A 19,279-nucleotide genomic window follows, 5' to 3' on the forward strand; every position below is an offset into this window, starting at 1 on the left:
GCAGCAGGGCCCCGGAACCGGCGCAGTTGGTTCCGGGGCCCGGTCAGGGGCGGGGCCTCACACCCGCCGCAGCACCGCCACGACCTTGCCGAGGATCGTCGCCTCGTCGCCGGGGATCGGCTGGTACGCGGAGTTGTGCGGGAGCAGCCAGACGTGGCCGTCCTCGCGCTTGAATCGCTTGACCGTCGCTTCGCCGTCGAGCATGGCGGCCACGATGTCGCCGTTCTCCGCGACGGGCTGGCGGCGCACCGTGACCCAGTCGCCGTCACAGATCGCGGCTTCGATCATCGAGTCACCGACGACCTTCAATACGAAGAGCTCGCCGTCCCCCACGAGCTGGCGGGGGAGGGGGAAGACGTCCTCCACCGACTCCTCGGCGAGGATGGGCCCACCGGCCGCGATACGGCCGACGAGCGGGACGTACGACGCGGCGGGCTTGCCGGTGGTGTCGGTCGGCTGGCTGCTGGGCTGGTCCGAGCCCCGCACCTCGTACGCGCGAGGGCGGTGTGGATCGCGGCGCAGGAAGCCCTTGCGCTCCAGGGCCATCAGCTGATGGGCGACGGAGGAGGTGCTGGAGAGGCCGACGGCCTGCCCGATCTCCCGCATCGACGGCGGGTACCCGCGCCGCTGCACGGAGTCCCTGATGACCTCGATCACGCGGCGTTGCCTGTCGGTGAGCCCCGAGCTGTCGGCTCGGATGCCTGGAGGTCGGCCCGGCAGGGAGCGAGTGGGCTTGGGCCCCTCCTGGTTCGTGGCTGCGTCATTCATGGCATGCACCGGCTCGAGTCGGCTCTGGGAGCGGTCCTGGGCAGTGATGGTGGCGCTGTCTGCGGTGGTGGTCACGTCGGTCGGCCCCTCTCGAGATGTTCTCTCCCTAGCTAGCCAACGGTAGTTGCTTTCGAAAGGTTGCGCCAAACACACGTTCGAGTGAAAAAACGCAGATTACCCGCCGTGATCATGTGTTTGGGTGTATGGCTGGCGCTCGGGCCGAACGGCATTTCGGTTCATTACGGTACGCTTCACCGCCGGGACCGTGAGCCCCTCGACGGGGCTCCCATACTGCCACTCGGCACCCCGTCAACCCGGCACCGGCCCCCCGCCGCGAGCGGCGTGAGTGACGGCCCTGTGCGGTTGATGTCTTTCGAGGCGGTACGACACGCGCGGTGCTGAAAAAGCAGCCAAACCCCAGATCTAGTGGTTGGATTGCCGCAGCAGCCCAGAAGTTGTGGTCCCTGGTCTTTCAGGGGCTCCGGGATCGCCTATGCTTGGGGCTGCTTCGAGGGCCCCGAGGGCCCGTTGAGGCTTATGAGTCGTGCCGTGAAGGAGGGTTGGAAGTTCCATGCACTGCCCCTTCTGCAGGCACCCCGACAGCCGCGTGGTCGACAGCCGCACCACCGACGACGGCACGTCGATCCGCAGGCGCCGTCAGTGCCCCGACTGCTCCCGTCGTTTCACGACCGTGGAGACGTGCTCACTGATGGTGGTCAAGCGCAGCGGCGTGACGGAGCCCTTCAGTCGCACCAAGGTCATCAACGGCGTCCGCAAGGCGTGCCAGGGACGGCCGGTGACCGAGGACGCCCTCGCCCTGCTCGGCCAGCGGGTCGAAGAGGCGGTGCGGGCCACCGGAAGCGCCGAGCTGACCACTCACGACGTGGGTCTCGCCATACTCGGCCCGTTGCAGGAGCTCGACCTCGTCGCCTACCTGCGCTTCGCGTCCGTGTACCGGGCCTTCGACTCGCTCGAGGACTTCGAGGCTGCCATCGGGGAGCTGAGGGAACAGCGGCTCCAAGCGGAGCCGTGCGACGCGGGCGGAGAGCGCGTCGTGAACGACTGCGGGCCCGGAGGGACTGTCGAAGTCCCGGTGCCCGCCACTGCCGCCGACTGACCGGCTGACCGACCGGCCGGCGGCGAACCAGACCTGTTGAGGGCGTCCTCTGCGATGTCCGCAACATCAGACACACATCCGTGCCACGGGAAGAACGTGGCACTTCAGGGCGTTTTAGCCTGATACAGGGAGGCGGCATGACCGAGACGACGAGCGGCCCGGCACGAGGTTCCCGCGCGAAGGGTTCCAAGGCCAAGGGTCTGCGTATCGAGCGCATCCACACGACGCCCGGCGTGCATCCGTACGACGAGGTGGCCTGGGAGCGCCGTGACGTCGTCATGACCAATTGGCGCGACGGCTCGATCAACTTCGAGCAGCGTGGCGTCGAGTTCCCCGACTTCTGGTCGGTGAACGCGGTCAACATCGTCACCAGCAAGTACTTCCGCGGGGCCGTCGGTACCCCGCAGCGTGAGACCGGCCTCAAGCAGCTGATCGACCGCATCGTGAAGACCTACCGCAAGGCCGGTGAGGACTACAACTACTTCGCCTCGCCCGCCGACGCCGAGATCTTCGAGCACGAGCTGGCCTACGCCCTCCTGCACCAGATCTTCAGCTTCAACTCGCCGGTCTGGTTCAACGTCGGCACGCCCCAGCCGCAGCAGGTGTCCGCCTGCTTCATCCTGGCCGTCGACGACTCCATGGAGTCGATCCTCGACTGGTACAAGGAAGAGGGCATGATCTTCAAGGGCGGCTCCGGCGCCGGCCTGAACCTGTCCCGCATCCGTTCCTCCAAGGAACTGCTGTCCTCCGGAGGCAACGCCTCGGGTCCCGTCTCCTTCATGCGCGGTGCCGACGCCTCCGCCGGAACCATCAAGTCCGGTGGCGCCACGCGCCGCGCGGCCAAGATGGTCATCCTCGATGTCGACCACCCCGACATCGAGGGCTTCATCGAGACCAAGGTGAAGGAAGAGGAGAAGATCCGCGCCCTGCGCGACGCGGGCTTCGACATGGACCTGGGCGGCGACGACATCACGTCCGTCCAGTACCAGAACGCCAACAACTCGGTCCGCGTGAACGACGAGTTCATGAAGGCCGTGGAGTCCGGCTCCAAGTTCGGTCTGCGGGCCCGGATGACCGGTGACGTCATCGAGGAGGTCGACGCCAAGTCGCTCTTCCGCAAGATGGCCGAGGCCGCCTGGGCGTGTGCCGACCCCGGCATCCAGTACGACGACACGATCAACGCCTGGCACACCTGCCCGGAGTCCGGCCGGATCAACGGCTCGAACCCGTGCAGCGAGTACATGCACCTGGACAACACGTCCTGCAACCTCGCCTCGCTGAACCTCATGAAGTTCCTGAAGGACGACGGCAAGGGCAACCAGTCCTTCGACGTCGAGCGCTTCTCGAAGGTCGTCGAGCTGGTCATCACCGCGATGGACATCTCCATCTGCTTCGCGGACTTCCCGACCCAGAAGATCGGCGAGAACACCCGCGCCTACCGTCAGCTGGGCATCGGCTACGCCAACCTCGGCGCCCTCCTGATGGCCACCGGTCACGCGTACGACTCCGACGGCGGCCGTGCCCTCGCCGGCGCCATCACGTCGCTGATGACGGGCACCTCGTACAAGCGCTCCGCCGAGCTCGCCGCGGTCGTCGGTCCCTACGACGGCTACGCCCGCAACGCGACGCCGCACAAGCGCGTCATGAAGCAGCACGCCGACGCCAACGGCGCGGCCGTCCGCATGGACGACCTGGACTCGCCGATCTGGGCCGCCGCCACGGAGGCCTGGCAGGACGTGATCCGCCTCGGTGAGAAGAACGGTTTCCGTAACTCCCAGGCGTCCGTCATCGCCCCGACCGGCACCATCGGTCTCGCGATGTCCTGCGACACCACGGGCCTGGAGCCCGACCTCGCCCTGGTGAAGTTCAAGAAGCTCGTCGGCGGCGGCTCGATGCAGATCGTCAACGGCACCGTGCCGCAGGCCCTGCGTCGCCTGGGCTACCAGGAGGAGCAGATCGAGGCGATCGTCGCCCACATCGCCGAGAACGGCAATGTGATCGACGCCCCGGGTCTGAAGACCGAGCACTACGAGGTCTTCGACTGCGCCATGGGTGAGCGCTCCATCTCCGCGATGGGCCACGTCCGCATGATGGCCGCGATCCAGCCGTGGATCTCGGGTGCCCTCTCCAAGACGGTCAACCTTCCGGAGACGGCCACCGTCGAGGACGTCGAAGAGGTCTACTTCGAGGCGTGGAAGATGGGCGTCAAGGCGCTCGCCATCTACCGCGACAACTGCAAGGTCGGTCAGCCGCTCTCCGCCAAGAAGAAGGAGGAGGAGAAGGCCGAGATCACCGAGAAGGCCGAGGACACGATCCGTGCCGCGGTCGAGAAGGTGGTCGAGTACCGCCCGGTCCGCAAGCGTCTTCCGAAGGGCCGTCCCGGCATCACCACCTCCTTCACCGTGGGTGGCGCCGAGGGCTACATGACCGCCAACTCCTACCCGGACGACGGTCTCGGCGAGGTCTTCCTGAAGATGTCCAAGCAGGGCTCGACCCTCGCGGGCATGATGGACGCCTTCTCCATCGCCGTCTCGGTCGGTCTGCAGTACGGCGTGCCCCTGGAGACGTACGTTTCCAAGTTCACGAACATGCGCTTCGAGCCGGCCGGTATGACGGACGACCCGGACGTGCGAATGGCGCAGTCGATCGTCGACTACATCTTCCGCCGCCTGGCGCTGGACTTCCTGCCCTTCGAGACGCGTTCCGCGCTCGGCATCCACTCCGCCGAGGAGCGTCAGCGGCACCTGGAGACCGGGTCGTACGAGCCGACCGAGGACGAGGTCGACGTCGAGGGTCTGGCTCAGTCCGCCCCGCTGCAGACCGAGACCCTGAAGGCCGTCGCCACGCCGAAGGCGGAGACCGAGGGTGTCAAGGCCGCGCCGCAGCAGGCGCACACCAGCGCGGAACTCGTCGAGATGCAGCTGGGCATCCAGGCCGACGCGCCGCTGTGCTTCTCCTGCGGTACGAAGATGCAGCGCGCCGGTTCCTGCTACATCTGCGAAGGCTGCGGCTCGACCAGCGGCTGCAGCTGAGACCAGTGGGTCGTGCTTCCGGGCCGGGCCGTGATGCCGGGCCAGTTCCGGGAGTGACCTGACCGCCAAGGGCGGTGGAGCCGATTTCTCTCGGCGCCACCGCCCTTTGGCGTGGTCCCTGTGGCCACGCACCCGGCAGGCGCTCGCCGACCGGGCAGGGCTTGCCCGCCGACGGGTCAGCGCTCGCCGCCCATGAGCGAGGCGAACGTCGTCGGATCGGCATCGAAGCCTCGGATGACCTCGCGGAACGACCACGTCCCGGACTCGTCCCGGGTGAACTCGGCGAGGGTCGCGGCCGTGCAGCCGGCGACACTGGAGAGGTCGCTCTGCGCCAGGTCCGTGTAGCCCTCGCGGATCCTGACCGCGGTGTTCCCGATGTCGCCGAACACCTTTTGCTCCGCCTTCTGCTGTATGGCCACCCCTACGACGACCCGGGCGAACGTGGAGGCGAGACGGTCCAGCTCCAGGGTCATGACCTCGTCGAAACCGAAGCCCTGACCCGTCCTGCTGTCCCGGTTCAAGGTGATGGTGCCGTCAGGGGAGCGGCTGTCGAAGTGCACGAGGTAGACGGGGTTGCCGTACGGAGCGTCCGCGGCGTACGTCGCGGCGATGATGTCGAGGTCGTTGGACGGGGTCCCCGCCGGGCTCGGATCCCACTTGAGCCCGACTTCGACCTTCTTGATTCCCTTGCTGACACTGCTCACTGGACTTCCCCCTCCTCGTGACCTGGCCGCTACGGATTCACCAGGCATGTCCGACACACACGCTACGGCGTATGACTGACAACGACGTAGCGTCGCTGGTCAGAGGCGGACAACAGGGCCGGAGCGGAACGTGGTTGGTGTGCTGTCCGGCGAAGGAGATCATGAACCCATGACATTCAACGGGGAAGAACTCGACATCGAGGCCTACTTGGCGAGACTCGGGCACACGGGCGGGGCCAAGCCGGATCTCGACACTTTGCGCGTGCTCCACAGAGAGCACGTGGCGGCGATTCCCTTCGAGAACCTCGAGATCATGCTCGGCCGTCCGGTGCAGCTGGACCTGTCGGCACTGCAGAACAAGCTGCTGCACAGTCGGCGGGGCGGCTACTGCTACGAGCACAACCTGCTCTTCGCGGCCGCTCTGGAACGCATCGGCTTCGATGTCACCGGGCTCGCGGCTCGGGTCAGGGCCGGGGCATCCTCCACGCGCGCGGTGACCCACATGGTCCTCAAGGTCGAGGTGGACGGCGAAGCGTGGCACTGCGATGTCGGATTCGGCGCCGACGGGCTGCTCGAACCGATCCCGCTGCGCGGCGGCGTGGAAATGCAACAAGGAGAGTGGCGTTTCGGGCTCCAGCAGGAGGCCGAGGGCGTCCTGGCGCTGCGGACATGGCACTCCGACGGCTGGCTCGACCTCTACGCCTACACCCAGGAGCGGCGCCTTCCCGTCGACTACGTAGTGATGAACCACTACACGTCGACGCACCCCAGGTCGTCGTTCATCAGGCGCCCGGTGGTGCAGAAGGCGGCTCCAGAGGTGCGCCGCAAGCTGGTGGGCGATCAGCTGACGGTGGTGCACCCGGACGGTTCTGTGGACGAACGAAGCGTTCCTGTGGGCGAATTGACGGATGTTCTCGACCGGGAGTTCGGTATTGAGCTGGACGCTGATGACTCAGCCGAGCTGATCCGGGTGCACTACGCCGGAGCGTGACCCGGGCTGCGCTCCGCGCCGTACGATGGCGCGGTGCTGGTCAAGTGGATTCGCTGCACCGTGGTGGACCGTCGGGGGTTCGAACGAGGGCAGCGAAAGTGGGCGGGGCTTTTGGGCGAGCCGGGGTTCCGGGGGCAGGGCGGGGGGTGGAGCCGGGGCCGTCCGGGTGTCGCTCACGTCTTCGCCTTCTGGGAGAGCCGGGCCTTCTACGACTCCTTCATGGCCCGCTCGCACGACCGCCTGGCGGCCGCGCAGTCGGGCACCTACAAGAACCTCCAGGCCAAGCTCTTCGACTACCGCTTCGACGTGAAGACCGGGTTCGAACCGCGCTTCACGGACGTGGATGTGGTGCGAGTGGCGCACTGCCGGGTCCGGGAGGCGCGGGTGGAGCACTTCGCACTGATGCAGGAGAAGGTGTGGAACCCCGCGATGGCCGGCTCCCCGGGAATGGTGCGCGGGCTTTTCGGCGAGGCGCCGGGGCACGAATTCCTGGTGCTTTCCATGTGGCAGTCGGCGGCTGAGCACGGCAAATACCGCGCCGAGCGGGTGGAGCGTCTCTCGCTGCGGGCGCAGACGGACGCCGATGTCTCCGCGCTTGCGGGCGACATCGTGCACTTGGAGCCGTCGTGGACGGTCTGACTCCTTACCGGCCTCTGACCTGCCCCTTTCCTGACTCCTGCCCGACTCTTTCCCCGTCTCTACTGAAGCTCCCCTGACTTCCGTGTCGCTTTCCGGGTGGCTCCCCTACTGCTCGGGTCATCGCCGGGCGAACGCGCCCTCACGGGTGGCGGCGACGGCTGCCGCCGCGGCTTGGTCCGCCAGCGCCGTGTCGATCGGCTCGCGGGTGATGAACACGCGGAGCAGCAGCGGGGCCGAGACGGCGCGGACCAGTGCCGCCGCGTCGGTGTCCGGCGGCGCGTCGCCGCGTGCGACGGCGCGGGCGACGACCGCCTCGCAGCGGCCGAACCGGTCGGCGTAGAAAGCGTGCAGGGCCTCGGCGGCCCGTGCCGACTGGAAGGAGGCCGCGACGAAGGCGGTGGGGGCCGCGGCAGCCGCGTCGTCGGAGAAGGAGTCGACCACTTCGCGGGCGAGCTCACGCAGGTCGCCCTCGAGGCTTCCGGTGTCCGGCGGGGTCCAGGTGTCCTCTCCCGCCATGTCCAGGGCGTCGGCCACCATGCCTTCGAGGCCGCCCCAACGCCGGTACAGCGTGGTCTTGTGGACGCCCGAGTGATCGGCGATGTATTCGATGGTGAGCCCGGGATAGCCGTGGTCGGCCAGGCCGCTCAGCACGGCGTCCCGGACGGCGGCGCGGGTGCGGGCCGTGCGGCCACCGGGGCGGCGGGTGCCGGGAGCGGGTGACGGAGGAGCTGCTTCCGCCTCCTTGGGCGCCGGCGCTGCTGCTTTCGCGGTCGCTTCTGCTCTGGCCGGTCGGGTTGCTTGTGCTTTCGCAGTCGCCGCTGATCCGGCAGGTCGGGTGGCTTCTGCTTTCGCCGTCCGTGCCGAGCTGCGCTGCTGGGCCTCGCCGCGGCGGGATCCGTCCCTTCCGGCCCCGCTCCGCCCCGCTGTTCCACTGAGCCCGCGATGCTCGGCGCTGGCTGCGTCACCGCCCTGACCAGCTGCGACAGGCTTGTCCGCCATGGATTCGGCCCTTCTCCGTCGTCCCACCCGAAAAGTAATCACAACTTGCGTTGCGTTAGGTCGGTCAGTGTGTCACACTCATCGTAATGCGACAGGCGTTGCGTTTGTCCGAGGTGGACGCGAAATCGGGGGTGCTCTTGCCTACTCAGATCTCTCTGCATGGCGTGACCAAGACTCGTGGAGATCGGCTGCTGCTCGACGGGGTCTCCCTCGCGGTCCGGCCGGGCGAGCGCATAGGCGTCGTGGGGGAGAACGGCGCGGGGAAGTCCACCCTTCTGCACCTGATGTCCGGGGACGAACGGCCCGACGACGGCGAGGTCGTGACCGTCGCCGAGCGCGGGGCCGGGCTTCTCGATCAGACTCCCCGGCTCCCGGCCGACCGTTGTGTCGGCGACGCGATCGACGCGGCGTTGGTCGAACTGCGGGCAATGGAGCGCCGGTTGCGCGGCATGGAAGCGGACCTCGGTTCCGCGACGGAGAAGGAGCTGACGGAGTACGGTGACCTGCTCACGGCCTTCGAGCTGCGCGGCGGCTATGAGGCGGACGCCCGTGTGGACAAGGCGATGCACGGACTGGGGCTCGGCCACATCGGGCGGGACAGGGTTCTGGGCAGTCTGTCCGGCGGTGAGCAGGCTCGGCTGGGCCTCGCCTGCCTCCTCGCGGCAGCCCCCGAAGTCATGCTCCTGGACGAGCCGACCAATCATCTGGACGAGAGCGCCCTGGACTGGCTGGAGGGCGCCCTGTCCGCGCATCGCGGAACCGTGGTCGCGGTCTCCCACGACCGCACCTTCTTGGAGCGCGTGGCCACCGCGATCCTCGAAGTGGACGCCGACCGCCGGACGGTGGTGCGACACGGCGGCGGCTATCAGGGCCTCGTGGTGGAACGGGCAGCCGCCCGACTGCGCTGGGAGCAGCAGTACGCGCAGTGGTGCGAGGAGACACGCAGCCTTCAGGAGTTCATGGCGACCACAGCCCACGCGGTAGCCGGCGGCCGGGGTATGAAGGACAACAACAAAATGGCGTACGACCGCGCCGGGGGCCGAGTCCAGGCCTCGGTCTCCGGACGCGTGCGGAACGCGCAAGAGCGGCTCCGCAGACTGCGGGAGAACCCGGTGCCGAGGCCTCCGGAACCTCTGCGCTTCACGGCACGCCCCGTGACAGGTGCGACCGAAGGGGCCCTGGTGACCCTGCGGGACGTGCGGGTGGGGGAGCGGCTGGCCGTGGAGTCGCTCACTGTCTCGGCCGGCGACCGACTGCTGATCCACGGAGGCAACGGCGCGGGGAAGTCCACTCTGCTGCGCACCATGGCCGGCGTGCTCGAACCCGACGAAGGCTCCGTCGTCCGCAGAGGCCGGATCGGCTATCTCGCCCAGGAGATACCGGTACGACGTCCCGCCGAGCCCGTCCTCGAAGTGTTCGGCAAGGGTCTGGGGCTGACCGAGGAGGAGCAGCGGGCGCTGATCCTCTCGTACGGTCTGTTCCGACCCCGCGACCTGCACGTACCGGTGGGTTCCCTGTCCGCAGGGCAGCGCCGGAGGCTGGCCCTGGCGCGGCTGCTCGCCAGACCCGCCGACCTGCTGCTGCTCGACGAGCCCGCCAACCACCTGGCACTCGGCCTGGTCGAGGAGCTGGAGGCGGCACTCGACCAGTGGACGGGAGCGCTGGTCGTCGTCTCGCACGACCGGCTCCTCCGCCGACGCTTCAGGGGCCGAATACGCCGGATGGAGGCCGGACGGCTACCCGACTGAGCAGCCCACCAGGGACCCGATCTAGGGTTTCCCTATGGCACGCCCGCGGCGCATCATCCTGGTCCGGCACGGCGAGTCGGCGGGAAACGCCGACGACACCGTGTACGAGCGCGAGCCCGATCACGCGCTCGCGCTCACCGAGTCGGGGTGGTCCCAAGCGGCTGACACGGGGAAACACCTGCGGGAACTGCTAGGTCGTGAGCGGGTCAGTGTGTACGTCTCGCCGTACCGCCGCACGCACGAGACCTTCCAGGCGTTCCGGCTCGACCCCGAGCTGGTGCGCGTGCGGGAGGAGCCGAGGCTGCGGGAACAGGACTGGGGCAACTGGCAGGACCGGGACGACGTAAGGCTGCAGAAGGCGTACCGCGACGCGTACGGGCACTTCTTCTACCGCTTCGCGCAGGGAGAGTCGGGGGCCGATGTCTACGACAGGGTGGGAGCTTTCCTGGAAAGCCTCTACCGGAGCTTCGAGGCCCCTGACCACCCGCCCAACGTCCTGCTGGTCACGCACGGATTGACCATGCGACTGTTCTGCATGCGCTGGTTCCACTGGACGGTGGCGGAGTTCGAGTCGCTGTCCAACCCGGGCAACGGTGAGATGAGGATGTTGGTGCTCGGTGACGACGGCAAATACACGCTGGACCGACCGTTCGAGCGCTGGCGCGAGCCGGAGCCGTACGGGGTCACCGGATAGAGTGGGCAGGGCGATGACCGCTGACTCCTCTCCCGACCGGCGCCTTGAGCGCGCCATGGCCAGCCTGCGCGGACTGGCGGTGGGGGACGCGCTGGGCTCACAGTTCTTCGTGCCCGCGCACTACCCGCTGCTGAAGCGCCGAGAGCTGCCCGACGCCCCTTGGCAATGGACCGACGACACCGAGATGGCCTGCTCCGTGCTGGCCGTCCTCAGGAAGCACCGTCGGATCGACCAGGACGCACTCGCGCAGTCCTTCGCCGAGCACCATGACGTCGACCGCGGATACGGCCCTGCCGTGAACCGGCTGCTCGGGCAGGTGCGGGAGGGCGGGGACTGGCGGGAGCTGGCCTCCGCGCTCTTCAAGGGGCAGGGATCCTGGGGGAACGGCGCGGCGATGCGGATCGCGCCGCTCGGCGCCTGGTACGCCGACGACCCCGAGCAGGCGACGCACCAGGCGGAGATCTCGGCGTACCCCACACATCAGCACCGCGAGGCGGTCGTCGGGTCGATGGCGGTGGCTGCCGCCGCGGCGCTGACGGCCGACCCCGCTGGGCCGCCGACGCCGAAGGAGCTCCTCGACGGGGTCATCGAGCTGGTGCCCCGCAGCGCTGTGGGAGCGGGGCTGCGCCGGGCGCGGGACATGCTCGACTACGGCGATGCCGGGACGGTCGCGGCGGTGCTGGGTTGCGGTCGGCGTACGACGGCGCATGACACGGTGCCGTTCGCGTTGTGGTCGGCGGCTCGTGGGCTCGGGGCGTACGAGCGGGCCATATGGGACACGGCGCAGGTGGGCGGCGACATGGACACGACCTGCGCCATCGTGGGTGGCGTGGTCGCGTGCGGTGACGGTGGAGCGCCGCCCGCGGAGTGGCTGGCGCGCACCGAGGCGCTGCCCGGCTGGGTCACCGGCGACGCGGTCTGACCTCCAGGCGGCCGCGCCCGGCGCCGAATACGCCCCGAAGGCGGGGCTCAAGGGCTGGGCTGGGGCTGGGCCCATCCGGGCAGGCAGAGCCGGACTGAGGCGGGCTGCTAGTTGTAGTTGATCTTGACTTGCGTGCGTTGAACGAGGTGCCGGTGTCGGCAGCTCTCTGGCCATTGGCGTGTGTCGCGTGCTGCTGCCTGCGTGCGTGCACCGGCCGGAAGGGATCCCGTGTCCGATACATGCGACAGGGCGCTGGCGTCACGCCGCAGGGCGCGGGCGTCGGCGGCACGTCCTCCGTGCGCCGGCGCCCGCGGCCCGTCGTGTCGGCTGCCCGCGGCCCCGCTGCGTCAGCCGTTCGTGGCCCGGGCCCGTCAGCCGCCTGCGGGACCCGCGGCGCTCGCTGTGCCGGCGAGGGCGTCGAGGTCGCTCTTGCGTACGCGGATCACCAGTGCGGCGGTGATCAGGGCGAGCACGGCCATGGCGGCGGCCGGTATGAAGGCGGTGGAGATGCCCTCGGACAGCACCTCGTGGCCCCAGGGTGCGGGGAGCTCATGAGTCTTGGCGAACTCGGCCTTCTGTTCCGGTGTCGCGTGGGCCATGAAGTCCGCCATCTGTTCCTTGGCCTCGTCGCGGCTGGCCGTGCCGAAGACCGTGGTGAGGATGGAGAGGCCGAGGGAGCCGCCCACCTGCTGGGTGGCGTTGAGCAGGCCGGATGCCGCGCCCGCTTCATGGAGGGCCACTCCGGAGACGGCGGTCAGTGTCAGCGTGACGAAGTTCAACCCCATGCCGAAGCCGAACAGCAGCATCGGGCCGAGCACTCCGCCGACGTACGAACTGTCCGGGCCGATCAGTGTCTGCCAGCCGAGCCCCAGCGCGACGATGACCGAACCCGTCACCATGAACGGCTTGGGGCCGAGCACCGGGAGGAACTTCTGCGACAGAGCCGCCCCGATGGCGATGACGACGGTGACCGGCAGGAAGGCCAGGCCTGCCTCGATCGGCGTGTAGTTCAGGATGTTCTGCACGAAGAGGACGATGAAGAAGAACATGCCGAACATCGCGGCGGCCAGGCTGAGCATGATCACGTACGTGCCGGAGCGGTTGCGGTCGGCGAACATCCGGAGGGGCGTGATCGGCTCCTTCGCGCGCTTCTCGATGAACACGAAGGCCAGAAGAAGGACCACCGCTGCGGCGAACGAGCCCAAGGTGAGGCTGTCGCGCCAGCCCTCCTCGGAGGCGCGGATGAATCCGTAGACCAAGGAGGCCATGCCGAGTGTCGACGTCGTCGCGCCCAGGATGTCGAAGCGGCCGGGGTGACGCTCGGACTCGTTGATGTAGAGCGGGGTGAGGATGGCTATGAGGACGCCGATGGGCACGTTCACGAACAGCACCCAGCGCCAGTCGAGCCACTCGGTGAGCATGCCGCCCGCCAGCAGGCCGATGGCGCCACCACCTGCGGAGACGGCGGCGAAGACGCCGAAAGCGCGGTTCCGCTCGGGGCCTTCGGGGAAAGTCGTCGTGATGAGTGCCAGCGAGGTGGGCGACGCGATGGCGCCGCCGACGCCCTGCAGGGCGCGCGCGGCCAGCAACTGCCAGGGCTCCTGGGCGAATCCACCGAGGAGCGAGGCGGCCGTGAAGAGGATGATGCCGGCCATGAAGACGCGGCGGCGTCCCAGAATGTCACCGGCGCGGCCGCCGAGCAGCAGCAGTCCGCCGAAGGTGAGGGTGTACGCACTGACGACCCAAGTGAGGTCGGTCGTCGAGAAGTTGAGAGCTCCCTGGATATGCGGAAGCGCGATGTTCACAATCGTCGCGTCGAGGACCACCATGAGTTGGCAGGCCGCGATGACGGTGAGAGCCAGGCCGGGGTGTCCCTCTCGGCGGGCGGCCCCCGGATTTTGATTCTTCGTCAGCTGAGAGGTGGTCGTCATGATCCCCCACAAGTTCCTTAGTGAACGGCCCCGTTCACTGTTCTTATGACGGTAGTGACTCCCCTTGAGTGAACGCAAGCGTTCACTCACCCTTCCCGTGTACTCACCCTTGCGTGCTCATGGAGAGAGAATGATGGCTACTTCCCGCTGGGCGGCCGTGCCCGCTCGAACGGTCTCCCCGCGTCGCCGGGGTGCTGTCCTGGAGCAGGCGATCCTCGATGCCGCCCTCGAGCAGCTCGGCACCGTCGGCTGGAGCGGGCTGACTATGGAAGGGGTGGCGGCGGGCGCCCAGACCGGCAAGGCCGCCGTCTACCGCCGCTGGCCTTCCAAGGAGGATCTGGTCGTCCACGCGCTGCGGGCCGGGCTGCCGCGGCTCGACAGCGTCCCGGACCTCGGAAGCGTCCGGGAGGATCTGCTGGAGCTGTGCAAGCGGGTGCGGGTGACGATGTTCTCGCGCCCCGGGCACGCCCTGCGCGCCGTGCTTCACGAGTGCGACACGGCAACGGCCGAGCGCTTCCATGACGTGATCTTCGAAGGCGTCGTCGAGCCGAGCGTGCAGTTGATCAAGGAGGTCATCCGGCGCGGAATCGAGCGCGGAGAGGTGCGTTCCGGGGGGCTCGACGCGTACGTCTGTGACGTCATTCCGGCCATGTTCATGTACCGCTCGAAGGTGTGCGGAAGTGAATGGCGGGACGATGAGTTCGAGGCCTTGATCGACCGCGTGATGGTCCCGCTGCTGCGCCCCTGACCGGGTCCGGAGCTTTTGGGCAAGCCTGGGTGTCGCGGGCGGTTCCCGGCGGCGTAGGCTATTGGCGCCATGCCGTACGAAGCACCCACCCACACCGTCGAGCGCTCCATGCGCGCCACCACCGGAGCGAAGATCGTCGCCGGTGTCGACGAGGTCGGGCGCGGCGCGTGGGCGGGACCGGTCACCGTCTGTGCGGCGGTCACGGGACTGCGCCGGCCGCCCGAAGGGCTCACCGACTCCAAGCTGATCACTCCCAAGCGGCGCACCGCGCTCGCCGCGGAGCTGGAGAGCTGGGTCACGGCGCACGCCCTCGGTCATGCCTCGCACGAGGAGATCGACGAACTGGGGATGACGGCCGCCCTGCGGCTCGCCGCGGTGCGCGCTCTGGAGGGACTGCCGGTCCGCCCGGACGCGGTCATCCTCGACGGGAAGCACGACTACCTCGGGACTCCCTGGCAGGTTCGTACGGTGATCAAGGGTGACCAGTCCTGTGTGGCTGTCGCCGCGGCTTCGGTGATCGCCAAGGTGCAGCGCGACAAAATGATGGCCGAACTGGGCATCGAACATGCAGACTTCGGTTTTGCGGCCAACGCCGGCTATCCGTCGCCGGTGCACAAGGCCGCGCTGGCGGAGCGGGGGCCCACCCCGTACCACCGGCTTTCGTGGGCGTATCTTGATTCGTTGCCCCAGTGGCGACATCTCAAGAAGGCCCGCAGCTGGGCGGACGGAAAAGTTCCGGAAATCGAGGGTCAGCTCGGCTTTGAGTTCTGACGCTTTTCCGGCGCTTCCGATCGCACTCATGTGCCACCCGCCGACGCGAGTCGTGTCGGCGTTTGATAGACAACACTTCATGCCTCTCATTCCCGAGGAGCCTCAGATTCACGAGAGTGCCCAGGGTCCCCGCGCCACGCAGGCCAGTGGCCGCACCGCGCCGACCCCCCGCCCCGTACCCGGTCCGCGTCCCGCGGCTCCGCCGCGTCCCGGCCGTCCGGGTCCTGCCCGGCCGATGCCGCCCGCGCAGCGCGCGCCGCGCGACACGGCCGCCAAGCCCGGGGCGCCCGCCCCGGCTGCCCCCGACGCTTCGGCCTCGGTTCCGCAGGTCCAGCTGATCCCGGCCTCGGCCGAGGGTGCGCTGGACGCGGCCGAGGAAGCCGTCGACCTCCTGCTCGACTCCGGGCGCGCCCCCGGCGACGTCCTGGTGATCAGCACCGGTGACCCGCACCCGTGGGCCGCGCACGAGCTGTCCTTCGGCGAAGCCGCCTACTGGGCTCAGCACGACGCGGGTGACGACGTCTTCTACGCCGACGCCGCCGCACTGCATCGTGCCGCGCCCCGGCCCGTGGTCGTCGTCGCCGTCAACGGCGGCAGCGAAGAGACCGCGGTCGCGGCGCTGCCGACGGCGCTCACGCGCGCGAAGGCGCTGCTGATCGTCTGCGGTGACCCGCAGCGGATCAACGCGATGCTGGGCGCGGGCGTCTGACACCGACGTCCGCGCGGTGGCCGCCTGTCCGGCGGCCGCTTACCGGGCGGCCGCTCGTGCGGTGGCCCTTCGCGCGGCGACACGGTGAGATCACGGCTGCGCTGGAGCAGCCGAAAGCACAGTGCGGTGGCCGACGTGTGCCGTGGGCTTCCGTGCCGTGCGTTCGGTCGCCGGTGAGCCGAACGGGCCGTGCGGGCCGACCGTGCCCTCCGTACGGAAGGCGTCGCGCTTGGCGCGGGACAGGAGCCCGCCGTCAGCGTGCCGCCGCGCGCCGCAGTACTTCGGAGGCGGCGCCTCCGGTACGTGTCGTGGGCGGATCGGCCTCGCCGAGCTCCTCGGGCAGTGACCCCGCGCTCGGCCGGCGGCCGCCGCGTCCCTCGCCGAGCACCTGCCAGCCGTCGCGCGTCAGCGTGATGTACGCGCCGCAGCGCAGCCCGTGCAAGGTGCAGGCGTCCCGCAGCCCCCACATCCAGGCCCCGTCCTCCTGGGTCCAACGGGCGTCCCCGTCACGGCAGTAGAGCAGTACGGCGGTGCGCACCGGGGTGCGGCGCCGCAGGTCGTGCGGGATGATCCGGCGCAACTGCGTGAGCAGCGCGTTCCGGAAGACCCAGCCGTCCGTCACGGTCGCGCGCCGGCTGAACGAGGCGCTCGCCCGCAGCCGCTCGTCCGGATCGAGCACGGCCACGACGGCCGTCGCCGGGGTCGGCCGATGGCGTGCGTGCAGACCGCTGACGACCTCCCTGGGGTTGCGCAGCAGCGGGATCCCCGCGGCTGACCACTCGGAGGGCTCCAGCATCCGGGCCAGTCGGTGGTCGGAATCGGCGTACAACTCGGCCGAGGCCGGGGGCTCCGGCACCGGTACGGCAGGGGACGAAGCGAATCCGAAGGTCACGGTCCTCCCTTCGGCTACGCGCCCTGGTGCGGGCGGGGTCGGACTGGGGGAGCGCAGCGCGGCACAGCCCTACCGGACCACGGGGAGCCGCACGGGGGAGCGACTCCGATTCTTCCCGTCGCAGTCGTCGGCGGCAACGAGCAATCGGCACCGCATGCCGGTATCGGATGATGCGCTGCTTATATCCCTGCCCAGTTCATGGTCTTCCGACGCTTGCGCCCTCCTCGCACGGCAGGAACCAGTGGCAACGCACGGCAGGAACCAGCCGCGACGCGCGGCCGCAAGCAGCGCCAGCGCACGCCCAGGAGCAGCGACAACACGCCCATTGCGCGGAGCGCGCCGTGGCAGATTGGGCGATTGTCAGTGGCATCGGGTTGCATGGGGTCATGGACAACCTGGAACTCCGCACCGAAGCCGACGCCATCCTCGCCGAGCTCGTCGGCGACCCCGGGGGCTCGGCGCGGCTGCGCGAGGACCAGTGGCAGGCGGTGGCGGCGCTGGTGCGGGAGCGGCGGCGCGCTCTGGTGGTGCAGCGCACCGGCTGGGGCAAGTCGGCGGTGTACTTCGTGGCCACCGCTCTGCTGCGGCGGCGCGGTGCGGGACCGACGGTGATCATCTCGCCGCTCCTCGCGCTGATGCGCAACCAGGTCGAGTCGGCGGCCAGGGCCGGCATCCAGGCCCGCACCATCAACTCGGCGAACCCGGAGGAGTGGGACACGATCTACGGGGAGGTCGAGCGCGGCGAGACCGACGTCCTCCTCGTCAGCCCGGAGCGGCTGAACTCGGTGGACTTCCGCGACCAGGTGCTGCCCAAGCTCGCCGCCACCACCGGACTCCTCGTGGTGGACGAGGCGCACTGCATCTCCGACTGGGGGCACGACTTCCGGCCGGACTACCGCAGGCTGCGGTCGATGCTGACCGAGCTCCCGGCCGGCGTGCCGGTCCTCGCCACCACCGCGACGGCGAACGCCCGCGTCACCGCGGACGTCGCCGAGCAGCTGGGCACCGGCGCAGGCGAGGCCCTGGTGCTGCGCGGCCCGCTGGACAGGGAGAGCCTGCGCCTCGGCGTGGTCCAACTCCCCGACGCCGCACACCGGCTGGCCTGGCTAGCCGAGCACCTGGACGAGCTGCAGGGCTCCGGCATCATCTACGCACTGACGGTCGCCGCGGCCGAGGAGGCCACCGCCTTCCTGCGGCAGCGCGGCTTCAAGGTGGCCTCGTACACGGGCCGCACGGAGAACGCCGACCGGCTGCAGGCCGAGACCGACCTCCAGGAGAACAAGGTCAAGGCGCTCGTCGCCACCTCGGCGCTCGGCATGGGCTTCGACAAGCCGGATCTCGGATTCGTGGTCCACCTCGGCTCGCCGTCCTCCCCGATCGCGTACTACCAACAGGTCGGCCGTGCGGGCCGCGGCGTCGAGCACGCCGATGTGCTGCTGCTGCCCGGCAAGGAGGACGAGGCGATCTGGCGCTACTTTGCCGATACGGCGTTTCCGCCCGAGGCGCAGGTCCGCCAGACCCTCTCGGCCCTCGCGGATGCCGGGCGGCCGCTGTCCGTGCCCGCCCTGGAGGCCCTGGTCGAGCTGCGCCGCACCCGCCTCGAGACCATGCTGAAGGTGCTTGACGTGGACGGCGCGGTCAAGCGCGTGAAGGGGGGCTGGATCTCCACCGGCGAGCCCTGGGTCTACGACTCCGAGCGGTACGCCTGGGTCGCCAGGCAGCGCCAGTCCGAGCAGCAGGCCATGCGGGACTACGTGAGCACGGCCCAGTGCCGCATGGAGTTCCTCCGCCGGCAGCTGGACGACGAGGGGGCCACCCCGTGCGGCCGCTGCGACAACTGCGCGGGTCCCTGGACCGATTCGTCCGTGTCGACGGAGGCACTGTCGGGCGCGGCGAAGGAGCTGGACCGCCCGGGGGTCGAGATCGAGCCGCGCAGGATGTGGCCGACGGGCATGCCCGCGCTCGGCGTCGACCTCAAGGGCCGCATTCCGGCGAAGGAGCAGTGCTCAACCGGGCGCGCCCTCGGCCGGCTCTCGGACATCGGCTGGGGCAACCGCCTGCGCCCGCTCCTCGCCGACGGCGCGCCGGACGGTCCGGTCCCCGACGACGTCCTGCGCGCCGCGGTGGCGGTCCTCGCCGACTGGGCGCGCTCTCCCGGGGGGTGGGCGTCGGACGCCGCGGATGCCGCCGCCCGGCCGGTGGGTGTCGTGGCCGTGCCGTCCCTGACCCGTCCGCAGCTCGTCGGCTCCCTCGCGCAGGGCATCGCGTCCGTCGGCCGGCTGCCCTTCCTGGGCACGCTGACATACACGAGCCCGGACGGCGCGCACGCGGCGCGCCGCAGCAACTCCGCCCAGCGGCTGCGGGCGTTGTCCGGCGCCTTCAGCGTCGAGGGGGAGCTGGCCGCCGCCCTGGCGGGCGCACCGGGACCGGTCCTGCTGGTGGACGACTACACCGACTCCGGCTGGACCCTCGCGGTCGCCGCCCGCCTCCTGCGCCGGGCGGGCGGCGAGCAGGTGCTGCCCTTGGTCCTCGCCGCAGCGGGCTGAGCGGCGGGCCGAGCGGCGGGCTCGGCCCACGGCCCCGGCCCGCCGCGGCGACCGCTCAAGGGCGACTC

General features: G+C 69.6%; 16 protein-coding genes. 11 read left to right on the forward strand and 5 right to left on the reverse strand.

Features of this window, described 5'->3' with window-relative positions; translation table 11 throughout:
• Positions 1-57: 57 nt before the first annotated feature.
• Positions 58-843, reverse strand: coding sequence for a transcriptional repressor LexA (gene lexA / locus ACZ7LU_RS00290; protein WP_030778599.1), 786 nt, complete (start codon positions 841-843; stop codon positions 58-60).
• 496 nt (positions 844-1,339) lie between these two features.
• Here lexA and nrdR point away from each other — a divergent pair, with 496 nt between their 5' ends.
• Both nrdR and ACZ7LU_RS00300 read left to right on the forward strand, forming a co-directional pair.
• Positions 1,340-1,885, forward strand: coding sequence for a transcriptional regulator NrdR (nrdR, locus tag ACZ7LU_RS00295; RefSeq protein WP_362992630.1), 546 nt, complete (start codon positions 1,340-1,342; stop codon positions 1,883-1,885).
• A 137-nt stretch (positions 1,886-2,022) separates the two neighbouring features.
• Positions 2,023-4,917 carry a vitamin B12-dependent ribonucleotide reductase gene (locus ACZ7LU_RS00300; protein ID WP_398305042.1) on the forward strand — a complete coding sequence of 965 codons (2,895 nt, stop codon included), beginning with the start codon at positions 2,023-2,025 and terminating at the stop codon, positions 4,915-4,917.
• A 176-nt stretch (positions 4,918-5,093) separates the two neighbouring features.
• On the opposite strand, the gene ACZ7LU_RS00305 is transcribed toward ACZ7LU_RS00300, so the two are convergent.
• Positions 5,094-5,669 carry a TerD family protein gene (locus tag ACZ7LU_RS00305; protein ID WP_468085079.1) on the reverse strand — a complete coding sequence of 192 codons (576 nt, stop codon included), beginning with the start codon at positions 5,667-5,669 and terminating at the stop codon, positions 5,094-5,096.
• 82 nt (positions 5,670-5,751) lie between these two features.
• Between ACZ7LU_RS00305 and ACZ7LU_RS00310 the strand changes: the two genes are divergently transcribed.
• Both ACZ7LU_RS00310 and ACZ7LU_RS00315 read left to right on the forward strand, forming a co-directional pair.
• The gene (locus ACZ7LU_RS00310; RefSeq protein WP_471915191.1) at positions 5,752-6,612 is read left to right on the forward strand and encodes an arylamine N-acetyltransferase family protein; all 861 of its coding nucleotides are present in this window, start codon (positions 5,752-5,754) and stop codon (positions 6,610-6,612) included.
• A 33-nt stretch (positions 6,613-6,645) separates the two neighbouring features.
• The gene (locus tag ACZ7LU_RS00315; RefSeq protein WP_468085081.1) at positions 6,646-7,251 is read left to right on the forward strand and encodes a YdbC family protein; all 606 of its coding nucleotides are present in this window, start codon (positions 6,646-6,648) and stop codon (positions 7,249-7,251) included.
• Positions 7,252-7,368: 117 nt separating this feature from the next.
• On the opposite strand, the gene ACZ7LU_RS00320 is transcribed toward ACZ7LU_RS00315, so the two are convergent.
• A complete protein-coding gene (locus ACZ7LU_RS00320) occupies positions 7,369-7,902 on the reverse strand; it encodes a TetR/AcrR family transcriptional regulator (protein WP_471915192.1) in 534 nt (177 codons plus the stop codon).
• A gap of 485 nt (positions 7,903-8,387) precedes the next feature.
• On the opposite strand from ACZ7LU_RS00320, the gene ACZ7LU_RS00325 reads away from it, so the two are divergent.
• Genes ACZ7LU_RS00325 through ACZ7LU_RS00335 form a run of 3 tightly spaced genes read left to right on the forward strand, consistent with a single transcriptional unit; the run spans position 8,388 to position 11,614 of the window.
• A complete protein-coding gene (locus ACZ7LU_RS00325) occupies positions 8,388-9,998 on the forward strand; it encodes an ABC-F family ATP-binding cassette domain-containing protein (RefSeq protein WP_471915193.1) in 1,611 nt (536 codons plus the stop codon).
• Positions 9,999-10,032: 34 nt separating this feature from the next.
• Positions 10,033-10,692, forward strand: a complete 660-nt coding sequence (locus ACZ7LU_RS00330) for a histidine phosphatase family protein (protein ID WP_468085084.1) — start codon at positions 10,033-10,035, stop codon at positions 10,690-10,692.
• Between the two features lie 13 nt (positions 10,693-10,705).
• On the forward strand, positions 10,706-11,614 hold the full coding sequence (locus ACZ7LU_RS00335) for an ADP-ribosylglycohydrolase family protein (protein ID WP_468713508.1): 909 nt from the start codon (positions 10,706-10,708) through the stop codon (positions 11,612-11,614).
• Positions 11,615-11,985: 371 nt separating this feature from the next.
• Here ACZ7LU_RS00335 and ACZ7LU_RS00340 read toward each other — a convergent pair whose 3' ends face one another.
• Positions 11,986-13,545, reverse strand: coding sequence for an MFS transporter (locus ACZ7LU_RS00340; protein WP_398305065.1), 1,560 nt, complete (start codon positions 13,543-13,545; stop codon positions 11,986-11,988).
• A gap of 133 nt (positions 13,546-13,678) precedes the next feature.
• Here ACZ7LU_RS00340 and ACZ7LU_RS00345 point away from each other — a divergent pair, with 133 nt between their 5' ends.
• From ACZ7LU_RS00345 to ACZ7LU_RS00355, 3 genes are all read left to right on the forward strand, one after another.
• Entirely contained in the window at positions 13,679-14,293 is a 615-nt protein-coding gene (locus ACZ7LU_RS00345; RefSeq protein WP_398306016.1) for a TetR/AcrR family transcriptional regulator, read from the forward strand.
• 69 nt (positions 14,294-14,362) lie between these two features.
• Complete coding sequence (locus ACZ7LU_RS00350) at positions 14,363-15,064, forward strand: ribonuclease HII (protein WP_471915194.1); 702 nt, start codon at positions 14,363-14,365, stop codon at positions 15,062-15,064.
• Between the two features lie 79 nt (positions 15,065-15,143).
• A complete protein-coding gene (locus ACZ7LU_RS00355; RefSeq protein ID WP_398305070.1) occupies positions 15,144-15,773 on the forward strand; it encodes a hypothetical protein in 630 nt (209 codons plus the stop codon).
• A 253-nt stretch (positions 15,774-16,026) separates the two neighbouring features.
• Here ACZ7LU_RS00355 and ACZ7LU_RS00360 read toward each other — a convergent pair whose 3' ends face one another.
• Positions 16,027-16,665, reverse strand: coding sequence for a hypothetical protein (locus tag ACZ7LU_RS00360; RefSeq protein WP_398305073.1), 639 nt, complete (start codon positions 16,663-16,665; stop codon positions 16,027-16,029).
• 386 nt (positions 16,666-17,051) lie between these two features.
• On the opposite strand from ACZ7LU_RS00360, the gene ACZ7LU_RS00365 reads away from it, so the two are divergent.
• Positions 17,052-19,211 carry a RecQ family ATP-dependent DNA helicase gene (locus ACZ7LU_RS00365; RefSeq protein ID WP_398305075.1) on the forward strand — a complete coding sequence of 720 codons (2,160 nt, stop codon included), beginning with the start codon at positions 17,052-17,054 and terminating at the stop codon, positions 19,209-19,211.
• The last annotated feature ends 68 nt before the right edge of the window (positions 19,212-19,279 follow it).

The organism is Streptomyces sp. NPDC039462, assembly GCF_055639375.1.

Coding starts and splice junctions, on each gene's coding strand:
- ACZ7LU_RS00340 (WP_398305065.1), bottom strand. CDS start 13,545: ATGACGACCACCTCTCAGCTGACGAAGAATCAAAATCCGGGGGCCGCC.
- ACZ7LU_RS00350 (WP_471915194.1), top strand. CDS start 14,363: ATGCCGTACGAAGCACCCACCCACACCGTCGAGCGCTCCATGCGCGCC.
- ACZ7LU_RS00335 (WP_468713508.1), top strand. CDS start 10,706: ATGACCGCTGACTCCTCTCCCGACCGGCGCCTTGAGCGCGCCATGGCC.
- ACZ7LU_RS00330 (WP_468085084.1), top strand. CDS start 10,033: ATGGCACGCCCGCGGCGCATCATCCTGGTCCGGCACGGCGAGTCGGCG.
- ACZ7LU_RS00300 (WP_398305042.1), top strand. CDS start 2,023: ATGACCGAGACGACGAGCGGCCCGGCACGAGGTTCCCGCGCGAAGGGT.
- ACZ7LU_RS00365 (WP_398305075.1), top strand. CDS start 17,052: ATGGACAACCTGGAACTCCGCACCGAAGCCGACGCCATCCTCGCCGAG.
- nrdR (WP_362992630.1), top strand. CDS start 1,340: ATGCACTGCCCCTTCTGCAGGCACCCCGACAGCCGCGTGGTCGACAGC.
- ACZ7LU_RS00355 (WP_398305070.1), top strand. CDS start 15,144: ATGCCTCTCATTCCCGAGGAGCCTCAGATTCACGAGAGTGCCCAGGGT.
- ACZ7LU_RS00305 (WP_468085079.1), bottom strand. CDS start 5,669: ATGCCTGGTGAATCCGTAGCGGCCAGGTCACGAGGAGGGGGAAGTCCA.
- ACZ7LU_RS00345 (WP_398306016.1), top strand. CDS start 13,679: ATGGCTACTTCCCGCTGGGCGGCCGTGCCCGCTCGAACGGTCTCCCCG.